Source organism: Amycolatopsis sp. WQ 127309, from assembly GCF_023023025.1.
Taxonomy (GTDB): Bacteria; Actinomycetota; Actinomycetes; order Mycobacteriales; family Pseudonocardiaceae; genus Amycolatopsis.
This window is the reverse complement of record NZ_CP095481.1, coordinates 9,472,840-9,493,190: the sequence shown is the minus strand read 5'-3', so window position 1 is coordinate 9,493,190 and position 20,351 is coordinate 9,472,840. Positions and strand designations below refer to the sequence as shown.

Below are 20,351 nucleotides of genomic sequence, written 5' to 3'. Positions count from 1 at the left end.
GCGCTTTCGAAAACGAGTGGTTCTACCAGAAACGCCATCGCCGGCTTTGCTTGGCAGCCGGGAAAAGCCAACATCGAGAACGCAGCCGACTCGAGGGGAATCCGCGTGCAGCGACCCGAGCGCAACGCCCGATTGGCCGGGCGGACCCTGGGCGAAAGCCTGGCCCTGCTGGCCGGCTCCACCCCGGACGCCCGTGCGAGATTCCCCACCGCCGGCGACGAGATCACCGCCACCGAGCTGGACCTGGCCGCCACCGCGGCCGCCCACGGGTTCCTCCGCGCCGGCGTCCGCCCCGGCGACGTCGTCGGCGTGCTGGTCCCCACCGCGGCCCGGTTCCTCACCACGATCTACGGGCTCTGGCGCGCCGGCGCCGCGGTCAGCGTGCTGCCGATCCAGGCCGGCTTCGCCGACGTCGCCAACACCGCGCGCCGGCTCGCCCGCATCGTGACCGCCGCGGGCATGCGCCACCTCGTGCTCGACCCCGCCCACGCCGACCTCGGCGACGCGCTCCGCGGCCTCGGCACCGGCGTCACGCTGGTGCCGCCGCCCGCCCCCGGCGGCACCGGCGACGCACGCGCCCTGCCCACCGTCGATCCGACGTCGCTGGCCATCGTGCAGTTCACCTCGGGCAGCACCAGCCGGCCCAAGGGCGTGATGCTGCCGCACGCGACGACCATGGCCGGGCTCGAGTCCTGCGTGATCGCGGGGGAGTTCACCGCCGGCGACGTGTTCCTGCAGTGGGTGCCGACCTTCCACGACATGGGCCTGATCGGGCTGCAGTCGCACTGGCTCAACGGCGCCGACGTGCACGTCTTCGCCCCGACGACCTTCCTGCGCCGGCCGGGCGCGGTGCTGGCGCACTTCGCCGCGCACGGCGGCACCGTGCTGACCGGCCCCAACTTCTCCTACGACTACCTCGTCGACCGCGTCCCGGCGGAGGAGCTGGCCACCTTGGACCTGTCCCGCTGGCGGCTGGCGTTCAACGGCGCGGAACCGGTCAGCGCGGCGACCGTGCGGCGGTTCACCGAGGCCCTGAAACCCAGTGGCGTGGCCGAATCCGTGATGTACCCGGTGTACGGCATGGCCGAGGCCACCCTGTCGATCAGCTACCCGGACCCCGGCAGCACCGCGCGCGTCCGCGCCGTGGACCGCCAGGAGCTGGGCGCCACCGGCGTCGCGCGGCCGGTCGCCGAGAGCGCGCCGACGGCCAAGCCGGTCGTCTCGGTGGGCCGCGCGGTGCACGGCATCGACCTGCGGGTGGTCCGCGACAGCGGCGCGGTCGCCACCGACGGCGAGTTCGGCGAGATCCAGATCAGCGGGGACCCGGTGACCACCGGCTACTTCCGCGATCCCGAGGCGACCGCCGCCGCGTTCGACGGCCGCTGGCTGCGCACCGGGGACCTCGGCTTCCGGCTCGACGGCGAGCTGTACGTGACCGGCCGGCGCAAGGAGATGGTCGTCGTGCACGGCCAGAACTTCTTCCCCGACGACGTCGAGCGCGTCGCCCGGACCGTGCCGGGGGTCTACCGCGGCCGGTGCGTCGCCTTCTCCGACACCGACGACGAAGGTGGCGAACGGATCGGGGTGATCGTCGAGACCGGGGCGGACCCGGCCGGCGTGTGCGAGGAAGTGCGCCGCCGCGTCGCCGCCGAAGTCGACCTCGCGCGGGTGGCGATCTACCCGGTGAAACCCCGCTGGATCCCGCGCACCACCAGCGGCAAGTGGCAGCGGGTGCTCGCCGCCCGCCGCGTCACCGCCGGCGAAGCCGACGGCATGTTCCCGGAAAACGCACACGACGGCCGAGGAGAACGGGTGTGAACAACAGGACGACATCGCGGGCCGGCGTACCCCTGCTGGCCGACGAGGAAATGCACAGCGCCAGGATCTTCGCCGACTACCAGCACGCGACGTGGGAGCTGCACCACATCCCTTGGGACTCCTTTCAAGCCGATCTGGTGAAGCCCGAGCACATCATCTTCGCCAAGGGCGCCATCATCGGCGAGTCCAACGTGGTCGCGGCGACGCACGGGCTGCTCGACGAGTTCGGCACGGACTACGACTTCTCCCAGTTCACCTGCATCTGGGGCTACCAGGAGATCCAGCACCACCTGGCCTTCCAGACCTGGCTGCAGCTGGCCGGGCACAGCATCGAGCACCGCACGATCGCGTCGATGCGCGAGGCCTACCCGCCGGGGGTCACCCGGGCGGCGACGCTGGCCACCAACGTCATCTGCGAGGTGCTCGCCACCCACGCCTACAAGTGCGTCGCCCGCAGCATGGAAGAACCGGTGCTGGCCGAGATCCTGCGCAAGGCGAGCGGCGACGAAGCCCGCCACGCCCGCGAGTTCGTGCACTACACCGCGCAGCAGCTGGCCGACCGGCCCGAGGAGCTCGTCTCGGTCTTCGAGACCCTCTACATCTACATGGGCACCACCCGCGACCTCTACCGCCACCCCGTCAGCCGCTTCAAGGGCGACCTGCCCGAGCTGGCCGGCCACGAGACGATCGACGAGATGTTCGCCTACTTCGCCGAGGTCGACGAGGACGGCGCCGAGTGGGCCAAGTGCTGCGAGCAGCTGTTCAAGTACTTCTCCACGATCACCGGCTACCCGCTGACGAAGATGGCGGACGTCCGCCGCGCGATCGTCGACGAGTCGCTCAAGGCCGAGGCGGCGGTCGGATGACCGTCGCCGCGCACCAGCCGGGGGAGGAGATCGAATTCCCTTGGCACACCGAGCCTTCCTTCAACTGCTTCGGTTGTTCGCCGCACAACCCGATCGGGCTCAAGCTGCGCATGCGGCGACTGTCCAATGGGGACTACGCGGCCGAGACGGTGTTCTCCGAGGACTACGCCTCCTACCCGGGGATCGTGCACGGCGGGATCGTCCAGGTGCTGCTCGACGAGGTCATGGGCGACACCCTCGCGCTGGTGCACGGCATGCTCGCGTTCTCGGTGACCCTGCGCAGCCGGATGCTGCTGCCGCTGCGCGTCGGCGTCCGGTACACGACGACCGCGCGGATCACCGGCCGCGGCCACGGGGTGCTGCACACCGAGGCCGAGATCACCGGGCCGGACGCCGAGACGCACGTCATGGCGGGCGGCACCTTCCAGCCGATCCGTTCCGACCAGGCCCGGACCCTGATGGACCTGGACGAGGCCGCCTTCGGCCGCGTCCGGCACTACTTCGACCACGGAACAGGAGAGTCATGACCGCCGAATCCGCCACCCGCGAAGACATCGCGTCCGTCACCGCCGAGTACCTCGCCGGCGAGCTGAAGATCCCGACGGGCGAGATCGCCGCCACCGACGTGCTCCGGGACCTGCCCGGCGCCGACTCGATGAAGATGCTGCGCGTGGTGGCCAAGCTGGAGCGCCGCTGGGACGTCGAGTTCGAGGACGAGGAGATCTTCGCGGTGAAGACCGTCGACGAGCTCGTCACGCTGGTGCAGAAGGGCATCGGCGGCGACCTGGCCGAGTCATGACCGCGACGACCCCGCAGCAGGCCCGCGAGGCGACGAACAAGCACTACGAGCTGCCGCCCGAGCTGTTCGCGCTCTACCTGGACCGCCGCCTCAAGTACAGCGCCGGGCTGTACGCGGAAGAGCACACCGACCTCGACACGGCGCAGACGAACAAGCTGCACTTCGTCGCGCGGCAGCTGGGTCTGAAGGGCGGGGAACGGCTGCTCGACGTCGGCTGCGGCTGGGGCAGCCTGATCCTGTTCATGGCCCAGGAGTACGGCTGCCACGCCACCGGCGTGACGCCGTCCGGCCCGCAGGCCGGGTACATCCGGGCGCGCGCGGCCGAGGCCGGCGTCGCCGAGCTGATCACCCTGGTGCCCGGCTCGTTCACCGACGTCGAGCCTGCCGGGCGCTTCGACGCCGTGACCATGCTGGGTTCGATCGTGCACATGCCGGACCGGACCGAGGTGCTGCGCAAGGTCCGCGGCCTGTTGCGGCGCAACGGATCGCTGTACGTCTCGGAGAGCTGCTTCCGCGACCACGAGACCTACCGCGAGTTCTCCCGGCGCCCGGGCACGGTGCACGTCACCGAGGACATCTTCGGGTTCGCCGACATGGTGCCGGCCTCGGTGCTGCTGGAAGCCCTCGAATCGGCGGGGTTCAGCCTCACCGGTCTCACCGACCTGACGGCGCACTACCACCGCACCATCGAGCAGTGGGAGGAGCGCGTGCACGCCGCGCGCGACCGCGTCGAGCAGGTGGCGCCCGGCATGAGCGAGCCACTGATCCGGTACCTGCAGACGGCCAACGCCGGCTGGGGGTACACCACCAAGCACTACGCCCTGACCGCGGTGAAGTCCCGGATGGGCCCCACGGAGGCGCCATGAACCAGCCCGACGCGTCCGGTGCCCCGGCGGACCTGGACCCGGCCGAGATGCGCCGGCTGGCCGGGGCCGCCGTCAGCCGCGCGGGCACCCGCCAGTGGTCGGTCGACGACCTGCCGTGGGAGTCCCTGCGGCCGGAGGAACTCACCGAGACCGACTGCTCGGTGGTCCGGTTCATCACCTTCATCGAGGACCACATCCCCGGCTACCTCACCTACTTCCTCCAGGCGTTCCCGGTGTCCGGCGGCGACCAGGCCATCGAGGAGTTCTGCTTCAACCGCGAATACTTCCGGTTCCTGATCTCCTGGGCCAACGACGAGGAGCGGCACGCGTCGGTGCTGACGCGCTACCAGATCGAGGCGGGCATCAGCGACCCCGACACCCTGATGTGGGAGCTCGCGCAGGAGGGCAGCAAGAAGTTCGCCCTGCCCTACGAGACCCCGGTGCAGGCGTTCACCTACACCCTGGTGCAGGAGAAGGCGACGCAGCTGTTCTACCAGCGGTTCAAGGCCGTCGCGACCGAGCCCGTGCTGCGCTCCCTGCTGCACCGGCTGGCCCGCGACGAGGCCCGGCACTTCGCGTTCTACAGCGAGCTCGTCACCGCCTACATCCGCCGGCACGGCCTCGCCGCGACGGTGCCCGACCTCAAGGACGTGCTCGCGACGTTCCGGATGCCGCTGGCCGACACGCTCAAGGGGTACTGGCGGTGGTCGGTGAAGATCACCGACGCCACGTCGTACGACCACACCGAGGCCTACGACGCGCTGGTCCGGCTGGTGACCGGCTTCGCGGGTGAAAGCGGCCGGGCGTCGGCGGCGGACCTGACCGGGTTCGTGCACCGCATCCGCGCGATCTGAGGGACGGGAACCAGATGACCACGCTGTTCGACCCCCGCGATCCCGCGGTGCGCACCGACCCGTACCCGGTGTACCGGCGCCTGCGCGAGACGGACCCGGTCCACCGGTCGGACTTCGGCTTCTGGGTGCTCTCCCGCTACGCCGACATCGACGCCGTGCTGCGCGCGCCCGGGGTGTCCAGCGAGTTCTACCGGAACCCGAGCTGGGCCCAGCGCCGCGGCGGGCTGGACAGCCCGCTGGTGCGCAGCGTCCGGAGCTGGCTGCTGATGCTCGACGGGCCCGCGCACCGGCGGATCCGCGGCGTCATCGGCAAGGTCTTCACCCGCGCCGCCGTGGACCGGCTGCGCCCGCGCGTGGCCGCCGAGACGCACCGGCTGCTCGACGCCGCCGGCGAGGGCCGCACCGACCTGATCGCGAGCCTCGCGCTGCCCCTGCCGGTCACCGTGACCTGCGACCTGCTCGGCCTCCCCACGGACGACCGCGACCGGTTCCGGCGCTGGACCGAGCAGATCAGCCGGGTGATCGACCCGGCGATCACGGCCGCGGACGTCGCCGAGCTGAACCGGGCGGAAACCGAGTTCCGCGCGTACGTCACCGGAGAGCTCGACCGCCGCCGCGCCACGCCGCGCGACGACATCCTGTCGCTGCTCGCCCACACCGAAGTGGACGGCGTCCGCCTGACCGACCACGAGATCATCGCCAACGTGCTGTTCCTGTTCGTCGCCGGCCACGAGACCACGGTGAACCTGATCGGCAACGGCCTGCTCGCGCTGCTGCGCCACCCCGGGCAGCTGAAGCTGCTGCGCGAGCACCCCGAGCTGATCCCCGGCGCCATCGACGAGATCACCCGCTTCGACGCGCCCGTGCAGATCGCCTCGCGGCTGCTCGACGACCAGGTCGTGCTCGACGACGTCGCACTGCCCGCCGGCTCGAAGGTCATGCTGCTGTTCGGCGCGGCCTGCCGCGACCCGGAGCGCTACGCCGACCCGGAACGCCTCGACGTGACCCGGACCGGGATCAAGAACCTGGCGTTCAGCGGTGGTCCGCACTACTGCCTCGGCGCGGCACTCGGGAAGATGGAGGCCGCGACCGTGTTCCGGGCACTGCTGGACCGCTACCGCGTGATCGAGCTGACCGGCGAGGAGCTGTGCTGGCGGCCCAACGTCAGTTTCCGCGGGCTGGAACGGCTGCCGCTGGACCTCGCGCACTGAGCCGCGCGCGAAGGCGGCGATCCAGCCGGTAGGTGACCGACCGCTGGTCATCGTCGTGTACTCGCCCAGGTACACGGCCGCGCGGCGACGCCTTCCTTCACTCGATCGAGGGAGATGGCGAAAGCGACCTGTCCGGCGGCGCGACGGCTGCGAATGGAAGGCATACCCGGGAACGAGCCGGGTGAAGTTCTCCGCCGATCGGCCGATCCGGTCCGGCGGGAGCGCCGAACCACCGCCAGTTCCCCGGGCAGATCCACAGTGGACTGTCCTCGCCGCCGCAATCCGTGGAGTGATTTTCGCATGAGCAAGCTTCGTATCGCCGGTATCGGCCTGACCGCGGTCGCCGCGCTGGCCCTGACCGCGTGCAGCAGCAACGACACCGCCTCTTCGGGCTCGGCGAGCAGCAGCGCGTCCGCGCCGGCCCCGATGTCCTCCTCGGCCGCCGCGCCGGCCGGCGGCGCCACCGACGGCGTGACCACCAACGCCGACGTCTTCGGCCCGGCCTGCTCGCAGCTGCCGCAGGGCTCTTCGCCCGGTTCGCTGGACTCGATGGGCCCGCAGCCGGTCGCGTCGGCCGCGTCGACGAACCCGCTGCTGACCAAGCTCGTTGCGGCGGTCAAGGCCACCAACCTGGTCGACACCCTCAACAGCGCGCCGGCCATCACGGTGTTCGCGCCGGCCGACCCGGCCTTCGCCGCGCTGGGTGACGCCAAGTTCAACGAGCTGGCGGGCAAGCCGGCCGAGCTGTCGCCGATCCTGCAGTACCACGTCGTCGGCAAGCGTTACGACGCCAAGGGCCTCGCGTCCGCCGGCACGCTCGACTCGCTCAACGCCGCCGGTGGGCCGCTGAAGATCGAAGGCACCGGCGACAACATGACCGTCAACGGCGCGAAGATCCTCTGCGGCAACATCCCCACCAAGAACGCCACCGTCTTCGTCATCGACAAGGTGCTGACCCCCGGCACCAACAAGTAACACCGGATCTCCCGGGCCACCTCACCCCTCCCGCGCGGGTGGTCCGGTGACAGCAGGCCGCCGCGGCTCCGCCAACTCGGAGCCGCGGCGGTCGCGTCGCATCCACGAGGTGACGCGACCTCGTGGTGTCCGGCCTGGCGGCGGGTTGCAGGAGATCCGCCGCCGGGGGACGCCGAAGCGGCGGCGTTCCGCCGGTCGCCGGCTCTGCCGGTTCACTCCAGGGCAGGGCCGGCGGCCGGCCCTCGGTCTCGCCGGCCGTGAAGTGCTTACCGGCAACGAAAACGAAGGCCACCTCGGGACGCGCCCGAGGTGGCCTTCGGAATCATCTCCTACTGCTCGGTGGAGAGCTGGAACTCGACGCCGCCGAGGTCGTCCTTGCCGTCGGACTGCGACATCCGGAACACGAACTCACCGCCGGCCGCCGCGTCGGTCGCGGTGAACGTCACCGCGGTTTCGAGGCGTTCCTTCGGCTCGATCACCAGGCCCTGCAGCGTCGCCTGCCGCGGGTCGACGATCTCGACCTGCGTGTCCCCGACCGGCCGGACGCCGACGCCCTTCTGGCCGCTCTGGCGCCAGCGCTCGGCGAGCACCTTGCCGAGGTCGACGACGACCGTGCCGGGCCCGCCCGCGAACGGCTTGCCGGGCTGGGTGAAGACCAGGTCCGTGGTCAGCCGATCGGCGACCGGGTTGCCCAGGGTGAACGGGTGGGTGGTGCCCACGCCGGGCTTGAGCTTGATCGTGTCGACGTTGCGCCACGCGATGTTGTTGTTGTTCCGCGTGTTGGTGAGCGTGTTCGACCCGGGCAGCTCGGGGGAGGTCATCGGGTCGGTCGCGGAGATCCACCGCGCCAGCAGGCAGAAGTGGCCGGGACCGGGGACGCCGGCCCACACGACCGGGACCTGCACGGACCCCGGGGCCACGGTCACCGTCGCCGAGGAGCCGACCGGGACCCAGTCCGTCGGCCACAGGGCCGCGCCGCCCTGCGCGGTGTAGGAGACCTCCACGTGGCCGGTCGACGCGCCGGAGCCGTACGGGCCCGGGTTGTTGAGCGTCACCACGACGTAGTTCGTCGCGCCGACGACCGGGTTGATCGAGGCGCACGGCGGCAGCGACGCGCACACCTTGATGTCCGGGCTCGTCCAGATCGGGTTCAGCGCGTGCGGCGCGACCCCCGTGTCCGCGGCGGCGTCCTTGATGAACACGTCCGTCTTGCGGCAGTTCTTCAGCGCGTCGAGGATCGCGGTCCCCGCGCCCGCGCCGCTGGCGGGCGTGGCGGCGTAGGTGCCGCCGGTCGTGGTGGCGTAGTCCTGCATGATCGTCGGGATGACCGGGTAGGCCGTGCTCGTCTGCACGTAGACCGACGAGATCTTGATGCCCTTGGTCGCCGCCTGGACCGCCCGGAGGTGGGCGTTCGCCTGGTCGGCCGCCGCAAAGGCGTCGTCGAAGCCGCCGGGGCGGGCGTCGGTCACCAGGATGACCATCTTCGTCGCGTTGCTGCGCCAGACGCCGGCGAAGTTGCCGACCTGCGGCCGCCCGGTGGCGGGCAGGTTGTTGACGGCGGTGTTGACCGCCTCGTCGGAGGCTTCGGGTTCGTTGTTTCCGCCGGTCGCGGTCAGGGCGTTGATCTGCGGGGTGACCGTGGCCAGGTTGAGCGCGGTGAGGTCGCTGTGCACGGTGATGTTGTCCTTGAACGTCACCAGGCCCAGCTTGTAGTCGTTGCCGGAGTTGGACTGCACCGCGGTGGCGATGTTGCCCAGCTCGTTCTTGATGTTGGTCAGGGCCGGGCCCATGCTGCCGGTGTCGTCGATGACGAAGGTGACGTCGAGCGGCCCGCACGGCGAAGTGGGGGCCGGGGCCACGGCCGGGGTGGCGGCGGCGGTGAACACGGGCAGGAACGTGGCCGCGACGGCGACCGCGAGCGCGGCGGCGAACGGTCTGCGGCGCCGGTGGCGCAGAGTGGTGCTCATCGGGGTTTCCTCACGGGAGTGGGGGCTGGACTGCCACCGAGCGTCGCCCCGCGTGGTTGTGAACCGGTTGTCGCTCGCGCGCAGATCAGCTGGTTGGCTGTTTTCGCACCGCATCCGCGTGGTTACGCTCGCTGAGCCGTTTCGGCGCGGGAAGGAGCTGGGGGGTGTCCCAACCCGGGGAACTGCGCGTGCTGGGCCCGGTCGAAGCCGTGGGCCCGGCCGGGCTCGCCACGCTGCACGGAACGCGGCAGCGGGTCGTGCTCGGGGTGCTGGCGCTGCACGCGGGCACGGTGCTGCCGATCCCGCGGCTCGTCGACGTCCTGTGGGGCGAGGACCCGCCGCGCACGGCCGTCAAGACGCTGCACAGCCACGTCGCGCGCCTGCGCCAGGCCCTGGACGTCTGCGGCTTCCCGGCCGTCCTGGTCACCCGCGGGCCGGGCTACCTGCTCACCGTCCCGCCCGCCACGGTCGACGCGCACCGGTTCGAGCAGCAGGTGCGCGCGGCCGCGGCGGACCTCGCGGCGGGCGCCGTCGAGCGGGCGGCGACGACCCTGCGGGCCGCCGTGACGCTCTGGCGCGGGGACGCCTTCGCCGACGCGGCGCTGTCCGGCTGGGGCCTGCGCGAGGTGGACCGCCTGCACGAGCTGCGGCTCTCGGCGGTGGAGGACCTCTGGGACGCCGAGCTGCGGCTGGGCCACCACGAGGACGCCGTCCGCGAGCTGCCGCGCCTGCTCGCCGCGGCCCCGACCCGGGAACGGCTGACCGGGCTGCACATGCTCGCGCTGTACCGCTGCGGCCGGCACACGGACGCGCTCGACGCCTTCCAGCGGCTGCGGCGGCGGCTGGCCGACGAGTTCGGCGTCGACCCCGGTCCCGAGCTGCTCACCCTGCACACGGCGATCCTGCGCCGCGACCACGAGCTGGAGCCGCGGGCCGCCGCGGCCGGGCCGTCGCAGCTGCCCGCCGGCGTCGGCCACTTCACCGGCCGCGACGACGAACTCGCGTCGCTGGACGCGGCCCTCGAGGACGGCGATCGCCCGGTCGTGGTGATCTCGGGTGCCGCGGGCATGGGGAAGACCGCCCTGGCGCTGCACTGGGCGCACCGCGTCGCGGCCCGCTTCCCGGACGGGCAGCTGTTCCTCGACCTGCGCGGCCAGGACGCGGCCGAGGCGATGCCGGGGTCCCGGGCGCTCGCGCACCTGCTGCGCGGCCTGGACGTGCCGGAGGAGAACATCCCCGGCGACCCGGCCGAGCGCGCCGCGCTGTACCGCTCGCTGCTGCACGGGCGCCGGTGCCTGGTCGTGGTGGACAACGCCCGCGGCCTCGACGACGTCCTCCCGCTGATCCCCGGCACCGGCCCGGCGCTGCTGGTGATCACCAGCAGGCAGACCCTCGCCGCGCTGAGCACCCGCCACGCGGTGCACCCGGTCGCCCTGGACGCCTTCGCGCACGCCGAATCCCTCGCGCTGCTGAACCGCGTCCTCGGTGCCGACCGGGTGAAGCGCGAGCCGGGGCCGGCCGCCCGGGTCGCGCGGCTGTGCGGCGGGATGCCGCTGGCGCTGCGCATCGCGGCCGCCCGGCTGGTGGGCACGCCGAAGCGGCCGCTGGCCGAGCTCGCCGCCGAGCTGGCCGGGGCCGGCCGGCTCGACACCCTTGCGGTGGAAGGGGATTCACGCACGGTCCGCGCTGTGCTCGCCACCGCGTACCTCCCGCTGGGCGACGCGCAGGCCCGGTTGTTCCGCCGGGTCGCGCTGAGCCCGGGCGCCACGTTCACCACCGCGCTCGGGGCGGCGTTGTGCGGGATGACGGCCGGCGACGGCGACCGCGCGACCGCCGGGCTGGCGACCGCGCACCTCGTCACGGCCGCGGGGGCGGACCGCTTCCGCTTCCACGACCTGATCCGCGAGTTCGCCCGGCAGCGCGCCCGGGCCGACGAACCCGCGTCCGCCCGCGAAGAAACCGGCGACCGGCTCGTCGACTGGTACCTGCTGGCCGCGGCCGCGGCGAACCGGGCGCTCGACCCGAACCGCGACCTCGTGACGCCGGTGCCGCGCCACGCCGCGCCCGCCGTGCCGGTCGGGCCGGACCGGCACGCCGCGCTGGCCTTCCTCACCGCCGAGCGCGACAACCTGCTGCCCGTGGTGCGGTTCGCCCGCGAACACGGCCGCCCGGAGGCCGCCTGGCAGCTCACGTACCTGCTGACCAGCTTCTACGACACCGCCGGGCACTGGCACACGCGCGTCGAGCTGTGCCGCCAGGGCGCGGCCGCCGCGACCGAGATCGGCGACCCGCTGGCCGAAGCCGAGATGCTGCGGGCGCTGGGCGTCGCGTACTTCATGACCCGGCGGCTGCAGGAGGCGCTCGACACCAACGCGGCCGCGCTGCGGACGGCCCGGGCCGCCGGCGACGTCCAGGGCGAGGGGCACATCCACAACAACACCGCCAACGCCTACGCGGAGCTGCGCCGCTTCGAGGAGGCCATCGCCTCGCACCGGCTCGCGGTGGCGCGCAACGCCGAGGCGGGCAACGACTTCGGCCACGCGCTGTCCCAGCGCAACCTCGGCCACACCTACGTCCGGATGGGCCGCGCGCGGGAAAGCCTCGACCCGCTGACGGAAGCGCTGGCGACGTTCCGCGACCTCGGCAACGCGCGTCTGGAGGCCGCCACGCTCGACACGCTGGGCGAGGCGCACCTGCAGCGCGGCGACCACGCGGCGGCGCTCGCCCACCTCGGCGAGGCGATCGCGGTGAGCCGGGCGATCGGCGACCGCTGGCTCGAATGGGAGTCGCTGCTCGACGCCGGCCGCGCCCACCTCGGCCAGGGCGACTTCGCCGTCGCGCTGGCGCACTTCGGGCAGGCGCTGGACCTCAGCCGCGACGTCGGCGACCGGCACGGGGAGGCGTCGGCGCTCGAACACCTCGCCCGCGCCCGGCTGGGCGCGGGCGACCTGGCCGCTGCGCGGGAGCACCTGGAACGCGGGCTGGCGCTGCGGGCCACGGTGCCCGACGGTTACGAGCAGGCACACCTGCACCGCGACCTCGGCGAGCTGGAGGCCCGGCTCGGCCGCCCGGCGGACGCGGCCCGGCAGTGGGCCACGGCCGCCGCGTTGTACACCCAGGCCAACGCGACGGCCGAAGCCCGTGAGGTGGCTAACCGCCGGGCTTGATGGTCACCTCCGTCCGCGCGTTGCCGAGCGTGCCCGCCGAAGGGGAGAACAACTCCAGCACGAAATGGGACTCGCTCTGGGTGTCCAGGAGCTTGACGACGGCGTCGCCACCGCTCGCGCCGACCGGGATGGTGAGGGTCGCGTCCTTCACCGGCACGTACGCCGGGACGCCGTCGCCGACCGGCAGGGTGCGGTAGTGCACGGTCACCGGCGCCCGCACCGGGGTGCTGACGCGCACGCCGATCGCGCAGACCTTCCAGCAGATCTTCCCGCCGTCGGTCGAGACGACCACGAGCGGCCCGCCGGCCCCGTCGTCGTCGAGCACCCCACCCGCGGCGAGGTCGTCGGCCAGGGTCACGCCCACGGGGTCGTAGAGGCGCAGCAGGAAGGGTTCGTTCGGCTCCGGGACGGCGTCCTTGACCACCTGGACGGAGACGGTCCGCGAGCTCGCCTCGCCGCTCCAGGTCAGGCGTCCGTTCACCGGGACGTAGTCGGCGGGGCTGGTCGCGCCGGGGGAGCCGTCCTCGGTCTTGTAGGAGACCGTGCCGGTGGGTACACAGCCCGCGGCCGAGGAGACCGACACGGTGAAGCTGAAGGTGGTGTAGCCGGGATTCAGGTCGGGAGTGCCCTCGTAGAGCGTCCGGTCGGCCACCGACACCGCCGCGGGACCACACCCCTGGGCGGCGTCCGCGGCCGGCACGGGCACCAGGCCGAGCAGGAGCACGACCGCCGCGAGCACCGCTGATCCCATGCGAGCCACCCTTGGGTCCGGGCGCACGGGAGCAGCGCGCCGCCGGGGTATGGCGTACCGCACCCCGGTTGTGGCCGGGTTGTGACACCGTGTGCGGTGTGGCGGAGGAGTTGGCGAGTCGCGCGGCGTCGGCCCGCTGGAAGTGGAAAGCCGAAAGGGCTCGGACCGCCATCACCGCCGCCTTCGAGAGCCGAGATCAGCACCTGGCCGGTGAGTGGTGCGGGTTCGAGGAGTCGACGGGGCTCGGCGAGAGGTTCGAACGGCTTGGTCCGTCGCCCGGCCGGATCATCCAACGGTGGCCGGCGAAACGGCAGTTCGTCGCCGCCCTGCAAGCATGCGGATCCGCGGCGTTCCCCTCGGTCGATGTCCACGTGGTCGTCATGGATGCCCCGGACGCGGGCTGGATCCGGGTCCGGGCCGACCTCGTGGCGGGCGACCTCGCGCGTGCCGTGGGGGAGTGGATGACCGACGGGTTCATCGCGTTCGACCCCGAGGTGGATTCGCTGCTGAGCGTCGATGTCGAAGAGAAGGGCGGCGTGTCCTTCATCGAAACGACGCTCATCGGTGCCGGGTTCGGCGAACTGCGTGCGTGGCTCGGGAAGCGCGGGCCGTCGCCGCTGTGACACCGTGGACCAGGCGCGCCGGCCGGGAGTGGTGTTCCCCGCCACCGGTGCGGGGAACACCACTCCCGGGTCACGTCAGCTCATGGCGACCGCGTTCTTCGCGCGGACCGTCGTCGACGCCAGCAGCTGGTTGTCCTCCGGGCGGGCGTCGCCGGAGTAGACGTTCTCGATGGTCGCCACCACCTTGAACGACGTCCGGCCCGCCGCGGCGTCCGCCGCCGTGTATGTGTAGGCGAAGGGGAAGACCACCTTGCGGCCCGCGGCCGCCGGTACCCACTGCTTGAGGTGGCCGATCTCCTGGTCGTAGCCCTGCTCGTCCAGCCGGTACAGGGTGACCGTCACCGTCTCGTCGTGGCGGGTGTTCGCGACCGACACCTTGATCGGCTTGGTCTGGTCCACCCGCGCGGTCGCCGGCACGGTGAAGTCCGACAGCGCCACGTCGTGCGTGTCGACCTTCAGCGTGTCGAAGCCGGTCCCGGTCCGGCCGTCGGCGGTCGTGCCGGTCACCTCGACCCGGTACTCGCCGTCCGCGGCGTACCGGTGCCGGATGTCGGCGCCGGTGATGGGGGCCGAGCCGCCGTCGCCGAAGCGCACCTCGCCGCTGACGAAGGGCCGGCCGAGGCTGTCGCCCGAGTACGGCGCCAGTGTGACGTCCGTGTACACCGACGGGTTGTTGGGGTAGAAGTTCAGGAACGGCGCCAGCGGCGGCGCCGTCTCGAGCCGGATGTCGAACAGGGACGCGGCATCGACGTCGTCGGCGACGCGGATCTGGTACGTCTCCCCGGCGACGGCGGTGAACACGGCGGCCCGGCGGTCGCCGGAGGCCACGCAGTCCACTTCGGACAGCGAGTCCGCCGACGTGCCCCGGTACACCGTGATGCCCGGGCCCCAGTCGAACATCGCCAGCGCGCTCACCGACCGCGTGCGGTCCGGGGTGAACCGGAACCACACGGACCGGTCGGCGTCCGGGTCGCAGCTCGGCGCGACCTCGCCGGGTTCGGCCGAGGCCACGGTCAGGTCGCCGGCGTACTCCCCGGGCACGGCGGCCGTCGCGGCCGCCGCGAAGTCGTCGTTCGGCGCCGGCGGCACGGTGGTGAAGCCCACCGTCAGGTCGCCCTGGTTGTACTGCTGGGCCAGCATGACGTGGTAGGTCGTGCCGGCGGTCGCGTGGAACGTCGCGGTCCCCGGGTAGCTCCACGTCGCGCAGGCGCCCGGCACCTGCGTCAGCGCACCGCGGTCACCGGTGTAGACCGCGACGAACGGCCGCGTGGAGCCGGTGCTGGACGGCGTCACGCGGACCAACGCGTCCGCGGCCGCGGTGTAGTCGTACCAGACGGTCCACGTCGTGTAGGTGCCGCACGGCGCCGGGTCGTCGGCCGCCTTGGTCGACTCGGTGACGTCCTGGCTCGCCGTGAACGGCAGGGCGGTGACGGCGGTGGCGGAGCCGAAGTCGTCGTTGGACGGCGGGGCCGCGTGGGCGACCCCGGGCGCCAGCAGCACGGCCGTGAGGGCCGCGACACCGGCGAGCAGTGGACGGGCGGACAGCTTCATCTTGTTCCCCCTGGAAGTGGTCAGACGGCGACGATGCGCGAGGCGGGCGGCTTGACGGTCGTGGCGATCGAGATCGCCTCGTTGTCCGCCGGGACGGCGTCGGTCACCGGGTACTGCAGCTGGACCTCGGCGCGGAACGCGACCTTCCCGGCGAGCGTGTCGTCGGGGGTGAAGGTGTAGGCGAACGGGAACCGGACCTTGCCGGTGGCCCGCGCGGGCACCTGCAGGGTCAGCCGGCCGACCTCGGCCCAGTAGTCCGTGGTGCGCTTGGACAGCACGACGGTCACCGACTCGGCGTACCGCGTGTTGCTCACGTCCACCGAGATCGGCTTGCTGACGCCCTGCCGCGCCGACGCCGGGGTGGTGAACTTCGCGATCCCGACGTCGTGCGTGGTCACCGTGACCGGCTGGGTCACCGTCGCGGTGCGCCCGTCCGGGGACGTCGCGTGGAGCGTGGCGGAGTAGACGCCGTCGGCCGCGTAGCGGTGGTACACCGTCTCCGTGCCGAGCGGAGCCGTCACGCCGTCGCCGAAGTCCCACGTCCCGGTCAGCGGTAGGTCGATCGAGTTCCACGACGACGCGGAGAAGCCGGCGTTGTCGAACACCGTCGGGTTCGAGGGGTACACGGACACGTTCGGCTGGAGCGGCGGCGCCTCGTCGACGACCAGCTGGACCGGCCCGTAGCCGCGGTGCACCGCGGTGACGCGCAGGAAGTAGCCGGTGCCGGGACTCGTACGGAACACGGCCGTGCCGGTGCCGCTCCGCCCGCAGGTGACCTGCGTCAGGTCCGGCAGCGAGTTCCCGGCGTACACGGTGACGGCGGCGTAGGACCCGTCGACCCGCGCGGTGACCGAGCGCGCCGTGTCCGAGGCCGGGTAGGAGTACCAGACCGACGGGATGCCCTCGTCTCCCACGCAGCTCGAGTCCGGCTCGCCGGCCTGGGCCGTAGCGGTCGAGAGGTCCGCCTGCCGGGTGAACGGCAGGGCGGTCACCGGCTCGGCGGCCGCGAACGCGTCGTTGGCCGCCGGCGCGACCGCGTCGAGCGCGAACGACAGCGCGCCACCGGGCGCGTCGAGGCCCCCGACCAGGAAGGAGTAGGTCGTCCCGGCCGTCACCTGGAGCGTGATGGCCGGGTCGGTCCCGTAGTCGCAGGCGTCGGCCACGCTCTGCAGCCGGCCGCGCGGGCCGGTGTTCGCGGACAGGATCGTCCGGTGGTCGCTGCCGGCCGTCGTGGCGCGCAGCAGCCCGTCCTGGGTCGCGGTGTAGCTGAACCAGACCGACCCGGCCGCGACGTACCCCGAGCACCAGCCCGGGTCGTCGCTCGTCTTGGTGGCCGCGCCGGTGTCCTCCTGCGTGGTGAACGGCAGGGAGGTGACGGCCACCGCGGTATCGAAGTCGTCGTTGGCCGGCGGTGCCGCCGCGTGCGCGACGCCCGGGGCCACCACGGCCACCGCCGCGATCAGCACCCCGACCACGGCGACACGGCCGCGTGATCGCAATGAATACAGCACGAAGTGCTCCCCCTCGTGAAACGCCCCCGCCCCCATGACGAAGATCCCCTGCCGGACGTATCGACGGCACCCCGTCCGGCGTGACCGACTTCGCGCGAATTACGCCGGATGCCGTAACGGCGCGCCCCGCCGTTCGCCGGGCGGTGTATTTCCCCGGCCGTTCCGGCATCCGATCGGTACCACTCGCCGATGGGGAAGGAACGATCATGCCGGAACACGGGATCCACCACGCCAGGGCCGACGCCGAGCGCGCGTTGCTGCTGGCCGGGACCACGTCGCCGTTCACCGTCACCGTCCGGTTCGCCGGTGGGCTGACGCAGTCGCAGGTGGACGCTTTCGCCGCGGCCGCGGACCGGTGGGCCGAGGTGATCGTCGGCGACCTGCCTTCGGTCGTGGTCGACGGCGAGGCGATCGACGACGTGCTGATCGTCGCCAAGGGCGCCGACATCGACGGCGCGGGCCACATCCTCGGTCAGGCGCACATCACCCACGTGCGGCCGGCCGGTCCCGAGCCCTCGGCGTTGCTGCCGGCCCGCGGCGAGATGACTTTCGACAAGGTCGACCTGGCCAAGATGGAAGCCGAGGGCATCCTCGGCGACGTGATCACCCACGAGATGGGCCACGTCATCGGCGTCGGCTCGCTCTGGGCGGCCAAGGGCCTGCTGGTCGGCAAGGGCACCACCGACCCGACGTTCGCCGGGCCCGGCGCGATGGCCGAGTACCACAAGCTGCGCGGCGGCTCGGGCGACCCGGTGCGGGTGCCCGTGGAGAACACCGGCGGGCCCGGCACCGCGGACGTCCACTGGCGGGAGGAGACCTTCGGCGACGAGCTGATGACCGGCTTCGTCAACCCGGCGCCGAACCCGCTGAGCCGGGTCACCGTCGCCGCCCTCGGCGACCTCGGCTACCAGGTCGACGTCGACGCGGCCGACGGTTACGAGCTGCCCGTGGCCGTCGGCCCCGCGGCCCGCTTCGCGGTGCACGCGTTCGCGGTGACGCCGGTGCCGGCCGAGCTGCCGCGGACCGCGCTGCAGGCCTGAATCCACAGTGGCCGGTTCCCGGACCGGGGAACCGGCCACCGCTTCAACAGCTCGAATACATCTTCAGGTGGGCGATGTCGTTCCACAGCCCGGTTTCGAAGCTCGCCCAGGCGCGGAACCGGTAGCGTTCCGCGCTGCTCGGCATGTTCTGCACGAACTTGCGCCAGTCGCCCCCGATCGGGTGCTCGGTGGCCAGCGAACCCAGGACAGCCCAGTCGGCGTCCAGCAGGTCGACGTGCCAGATCACCCACGCGTCGTCATCGTCCCCGCTGGTCACGGTGCCGTCGAAGGTGGCGGTGCCGTTGGGGAACAGGGTCCACTTGGCCCCTTCGAACATCGTGCAGTCGCCCTTCTTGATCAACCCCCAGGTGAACTCCCACGGTGTCCAGCCGGTAAGCCGTTCCGCGGCGGCGTTCGCCGCCGCCACGATGGTCGAGGGATCCATGACACTGCCTTCCGCTCGATGCACTGCTGCCGCTGGACAGAGGCGCGGAACGCGACCTTGATACGCGTCACCGGCCCCGCGTGGCGGGCACCGCCAAGGCCAGGGCCAGGTTCTCGTCGAGGAACATGAGCCCGCGCGCGGCGAACTCGCGGAACACGGCCTCGACCTCGGCGACCGGCGCGGTGAGACCGAGCTCGCGGTGCACGGCCGCGGCGGTGCGCGGGCGGTCGACGCAGGCGAGGTAGATGCCGGCGAGGGCGTCGTGGAAGGTGTGGGTGCCGGTGCGGTCCGGCCGGCCGTCGTAGATCTGCAGGAAGCCGGGGGAGGTGCGGTAGACGAGGACCGGCCGCCGGTCCGCCTGCCACGCCGCCGTCCACGCCGACACCGCGTCCCCCAGCGGGGCGTAGACATCCGGGTCGAGCGCGGCTTCCGTTTCGTAGTCGAAGAAGTAGGCGACCCGGTCGAGGTCCACTGTGGACGGGTAGACGTGCCGGTAGCTGGGCTCGGGCTCGCGCCGCCGCAGCGGGAACCGGGCCGGCTGGGTGAACAGCGGGCTGAAGCGCTCCAGCCAGACCCGGTCCGCGCCGGCCGGCGGCTGGAGGTGGAGCAGGTCCGGGACGACCGCCGCCTGCGCCGCGTACGCCTCGGCCGTCTCGCCCGGGAACCCCCAGAGGATGTTCCAGCCGACGGCGATCCCGTAGTACCCGGCCCAGCGCAGCAGGTTGACGTTCTGCGCGGCCCGGACCCCCTTGTCCATCAGCCGCAGCACTTCCGAGCTCAGCGACTCCAGGCCCGGCTGCAGCCGGGTGACGCCCGCCGCGGCGAGGACCTTCAGCTGCGCCCGGGTCAGGTTGGCCTTGACCTCGTAGAAGATCTCGTAGTCCCGGGCCCCCTCGGTCATCGCCGGGAACAGCTCCTTGAGGTAGCTCGGTTCGAGGATGTTGTCGACGGCGTCGAACCGGAAGGTGCGGTACCGCCGGGCCTGCCGGTCGAGCTCGGCGAGCACCCGGGCCGGCGACTTGGCGCGGAACCGCATGGTGGTCCCGTTGAGCCCGCAGAACGTGCAGTGGTGCTTGGCGCCCCACCAGCAGCCGCGGGCCGACTCGAACGGGATCGTGACGTGCTCGGTGGGCAGCCCGAGCCGCGCCGCCCGGGCGAAGTACTCGCCGTAGTCCGGCACCGGCAGGTCGTCGAGCCGGTCGTGCGGTGGCTCGGGCGGGGTCGCGACGACGTCGTTCCCGGCGCGCCGGGCGACGCCGGGAACCGCGCCGGGGTCGGTGCCGTCCGCGAGCGCGGCCAGCAGCCGCGGGAACGCGACGTCACCCTCGCCGAGGACGGCGAAGTCGACGCAGTCCACCGACCGCACCAGCTCCCGGCCCATGTCGCCCTCGAAGTTGGCGCCGCCGAACACCGTGATGATGCCAGGGTGCCGCTCCTTCAGCCGCCGGGCGAGCGCGAACGACGCCGAGTTCTGCTGGAACGTCGAGCTGAAGCAGACCACCCGGACCCCGGCGAACTCCCCGGCGACGGCGTCGAGGTACGCGGGCACGTCGTGCTCGCGCGTGCTCAGCAGCCGGGCCGCCGCGGACTCCGCCGGACCGTCCAAGTAGGACAGTTCGGTGCCGAGTTCCGCGAGCAGCTTCCCGTCCGGATCGGGCGCGGCGTCGCCGAACGCCTCGACCGAGAACAGCCAGTCGCCGAGCTGCCGGCCCCGGTGCTCGGCCAGGGATCGGTAGTAGTCCAGGCCGATCCGGACGGCGAAGTCGAGGTTCAGGTGCAGGGTCCGCACCGGGAGCCCGTGCCGGTCCGCGATCGCCTTGAGCAGCCCGAGCTGGATGGACGGCCGCTCGACCTCCAGGAACGGCATCGACACGAGAACGGCCGGCACTGCGGTCATGGTCTTGCTC

17 protein-coding genes are annotated in these 20,351 nt (G+C 72.4%); 11 read left to right on the top strand and 6 right to left on the bottom strand.

Annotation, left to right across the window (positions count from 1 at the left end):
- Nucleotides 1-105 precede the first annotated feature (105 nt).
- The 8 genes from MUY22_RS42020 to MUY22_RS41985 all read left to right on the top strand — a co-directional run bounded on the left by MUY22_RS42020 (nt 106) and on the right by MUY22_RS41985 (nt 7,389).
- Nucleotides 106-1,818: an AMP-binding protein gene (locus MUY22_RS42020; RefSeq protein WP_247052867.1), complete on the top strand. Its 1,713-nt coding sequence runs from the start codon at nt 106-108 to the stop codon at nt 1,816-1,818.
- Nucleotides 1,815-2,684 (top strand): ferritin-like domain-containing protein, encoded by an 870-nt coding sequence (locus MUY22_RS42015; RefSeq protein WP_247052866.1) that lies wholly within the window; start codon nt 1,815-1,817, stop codon nt 2,682-2,684. The genes MUY22_RS42020 and MUY22_RS42015 overlap by 4 nt, the downstream gene beginning before the upstream one ends.
- Nucleotides 2,681-3,211: a PaaI family thioesterase gene (locus tag MUY22_RS42010; protein ID WP_247052865.1), complete on the top strand. Its 531-nt coding sequence runs from the start codon at nt 2,681-2,683 to the stop codon at nt 3,209-3,211. Before MUY22_RS42015 ends, MUY22_RS42010 begins: the two co-directional genes overlap by 4 nt.
- Nucleotides 3,208-3,483, top strand: a complete 276-nt coding sequence (locus tag MUY22_RS42005; protein WP_247052864.1) for an acyl carrier protein — start codon at nt 3,208-3,210, stop codon at nt 3,481-3,483. The genes MUY22_RS42010 and MUY22_RS42005 overlap by 4 nt, the downstream gene beginning before the upstream one ends.
- Entirely contained in the window at nt 3,480-4,349 is an 870-nt protein-coding gene (locus tag MUY22_RS42000) for a cyclopropane-fatty-acyl-phospholipid synthase family protein (RefSeq protein ID WP_247052863.1), read from the top strand. Before MUY22_RS42005 ends, MUY22_RS42000 begins: the two co-directional genes overlap by 4 nt.
- Complete coding sequence (locus MUY22_RS41995; RefSeq protein WP_247052862.1) at nt 4,346-5,203, top strand: acyl-ACP desaturase; 858 nt, start codon at nt 4,346-4,348, stop codon at nt 5,201-5,203. The genes MUY22_RS42000 and MUY22_RS41995 overlap by 4 nt, the downstream gene beginning before the upstream one ends.
- Before the next feature lie 14 nt (nt 5,204-5,217).
- Nucleotides 5,218-6,414, top strand: coding sequence for a cytochrome P450 (locus MUY22_RS41990; protein ID WP_247052861.1), 1,197 nt, complete (start codon nt 5,218-5,220; stop codon nt 6,412-6,414).
- A gap of 300 nt (nt 6,415-6,714) precedes the next feature.
- Entirely contained in the window at nt 6,715-7,389 is a 675-nt protein-coding gene (locus MUY22_RS41985; protein ID WP_247052859.1) for a fasciclin domain-containing protein, read from the top strand.
- Between the two features lie 329 nt (nt 7,390-7,718).
- Here the strand turns inward: MUY22_RS41985 and MUY22_RS41980 are convergent, their stop codons facing one another.
- Nucleotides 7,719-9,356 (bottom strand): vWA domain-containing protein, encoded by a 1,638-nt coding sequence (locus MUY22_RS41980; protein WP_247052856.1) that lies wholly within the window; start codon nt 9,354-9,356, stop codon nt 7,719-7,721.
- A gap of 164 nt (nt 9,357-9,520) precedes the next feature.
- On the opposite strand from MUY22_RS41980, the gene MUY22_RS41975 reads away from it, so the two are divergent.
- Entirely contained in the window at nt 9,521-12,523 is a 3,003-nt protein-coding gene (locus MUY22_RS41975) for a BTAD domain-containing putative transcriptional regulator (RefSeq protein ID WP_247052854.1), read from the top strand.
- On the opposite strand, the gene MUY22_RS41970 is transcribed toward MUY22_RS41975, so the two are convergent.
- On the bottom strand, nt 12,507-13,274 hold the full coding sequence (locus MUY22_RS41970; protein ID WP_247052852.1) for a Calx-beta domain-containing protein: 768 nt from the start codon (nt 13,272-13,274) through the stop codon (nt 12,507-12,509). The genes MUY22_RS41975 and MUY22_RS41970 overlap by 17 nt on opposite strands.
- 98 nt (nt 13,275-13,372) lie before the next feature.
- Between MUY22_RS41970 and MUY22_RS41965 the strand changes: the two genes are divergently transcribed.
- The gene (locus tag MUY22_RS41965; RefSeq protein WP_247052850.1) at nt 13,373-13,897 is read left to right on the top strand and encodes a hypothetical protein; all 525 of its coding nucleotides are present in this window, start codon (nt 13,373-13,375) and stop codon (nt 13,895-13,897) included.
- Nucleotides 13,898-13,972: 75 nt separating this feature from the next.
- Here MUY22_RS41965 and MUY22_RS41960 read toward each other — a convergent pair whose 3' ends face one another.
- On the bottom strand, nt 13,973-15,448 hold the full coding sequence (locus tag MUY22_RS41960) for a PKD domain-containing protein (protein WP_247052848.1): 1,476 nt from the start codon (nt 15,446-15,448) through the stop codon (nt 13,973-13,975).
- Nucleotides 15,449-15,468: 20 nt separating this feature from the next.
- Nucleotides 15,469-16,959: a PKD domain-containing protein gene (locus MUY22_RS41955; RefSeq protein ID WP_247052846.1), complete on the bottom strand. Its 1,491-nt coding sequence runs from the start codon at nt 16,957-16,959 to the stop codon at nt 15,469-15,471.
- Nucleotides 16,960-17,165: 206 nt separating this feature from the next.
- On the opposite strand from MUY22_RS41955, the gene MUY22_RS41950 reads away from it, so the two are divergent.
- Nucleotides 17,166-17,999: a leishmanolysin gene (locus tag MUY22_RS41950; protein WP_247052844.1), complete on the top strand. Its 834-nt coding sequence runs from the start codon at nt 17,166-17,168 to the stop codon at nt 17,997-17,999.
- A gap of 43 nt (nt 18,000-18,042) precedes the next feature.
- On the opposite strand, the gene MUY22_RS41945 is transcribed toward MUY22_RS41950, so the two are convergent.
- The gene (locus MUY22_RS41945) at nt 18,043-18,444 is read right to left on the bottom strand and encodes a DUF6294 family protein (protein ID WP_247052842.1); all 402 of its coding nucleotides are present in this window, start codon (nt 18,442-18,444) and stop codon (nt 18,043-18,045) included.
- Between the two features lie 67 nt (nt 18,445-18,511).
- Nucleotides 18,512-20,341: a RiPP maturation radical SAM C-methyltransferase gene (locus MUY22_RS41940; RefSeq protein WP_247052840.1), complete on the bottom strand. Its 1,830-nt coding sequence runs from the start codon at nt 20,339-20,341 to the stop codon at nt 18,512-18,514.
- Between the last annotated feature and the right edge of the window lie 10 nt (nt 20,342-20,351).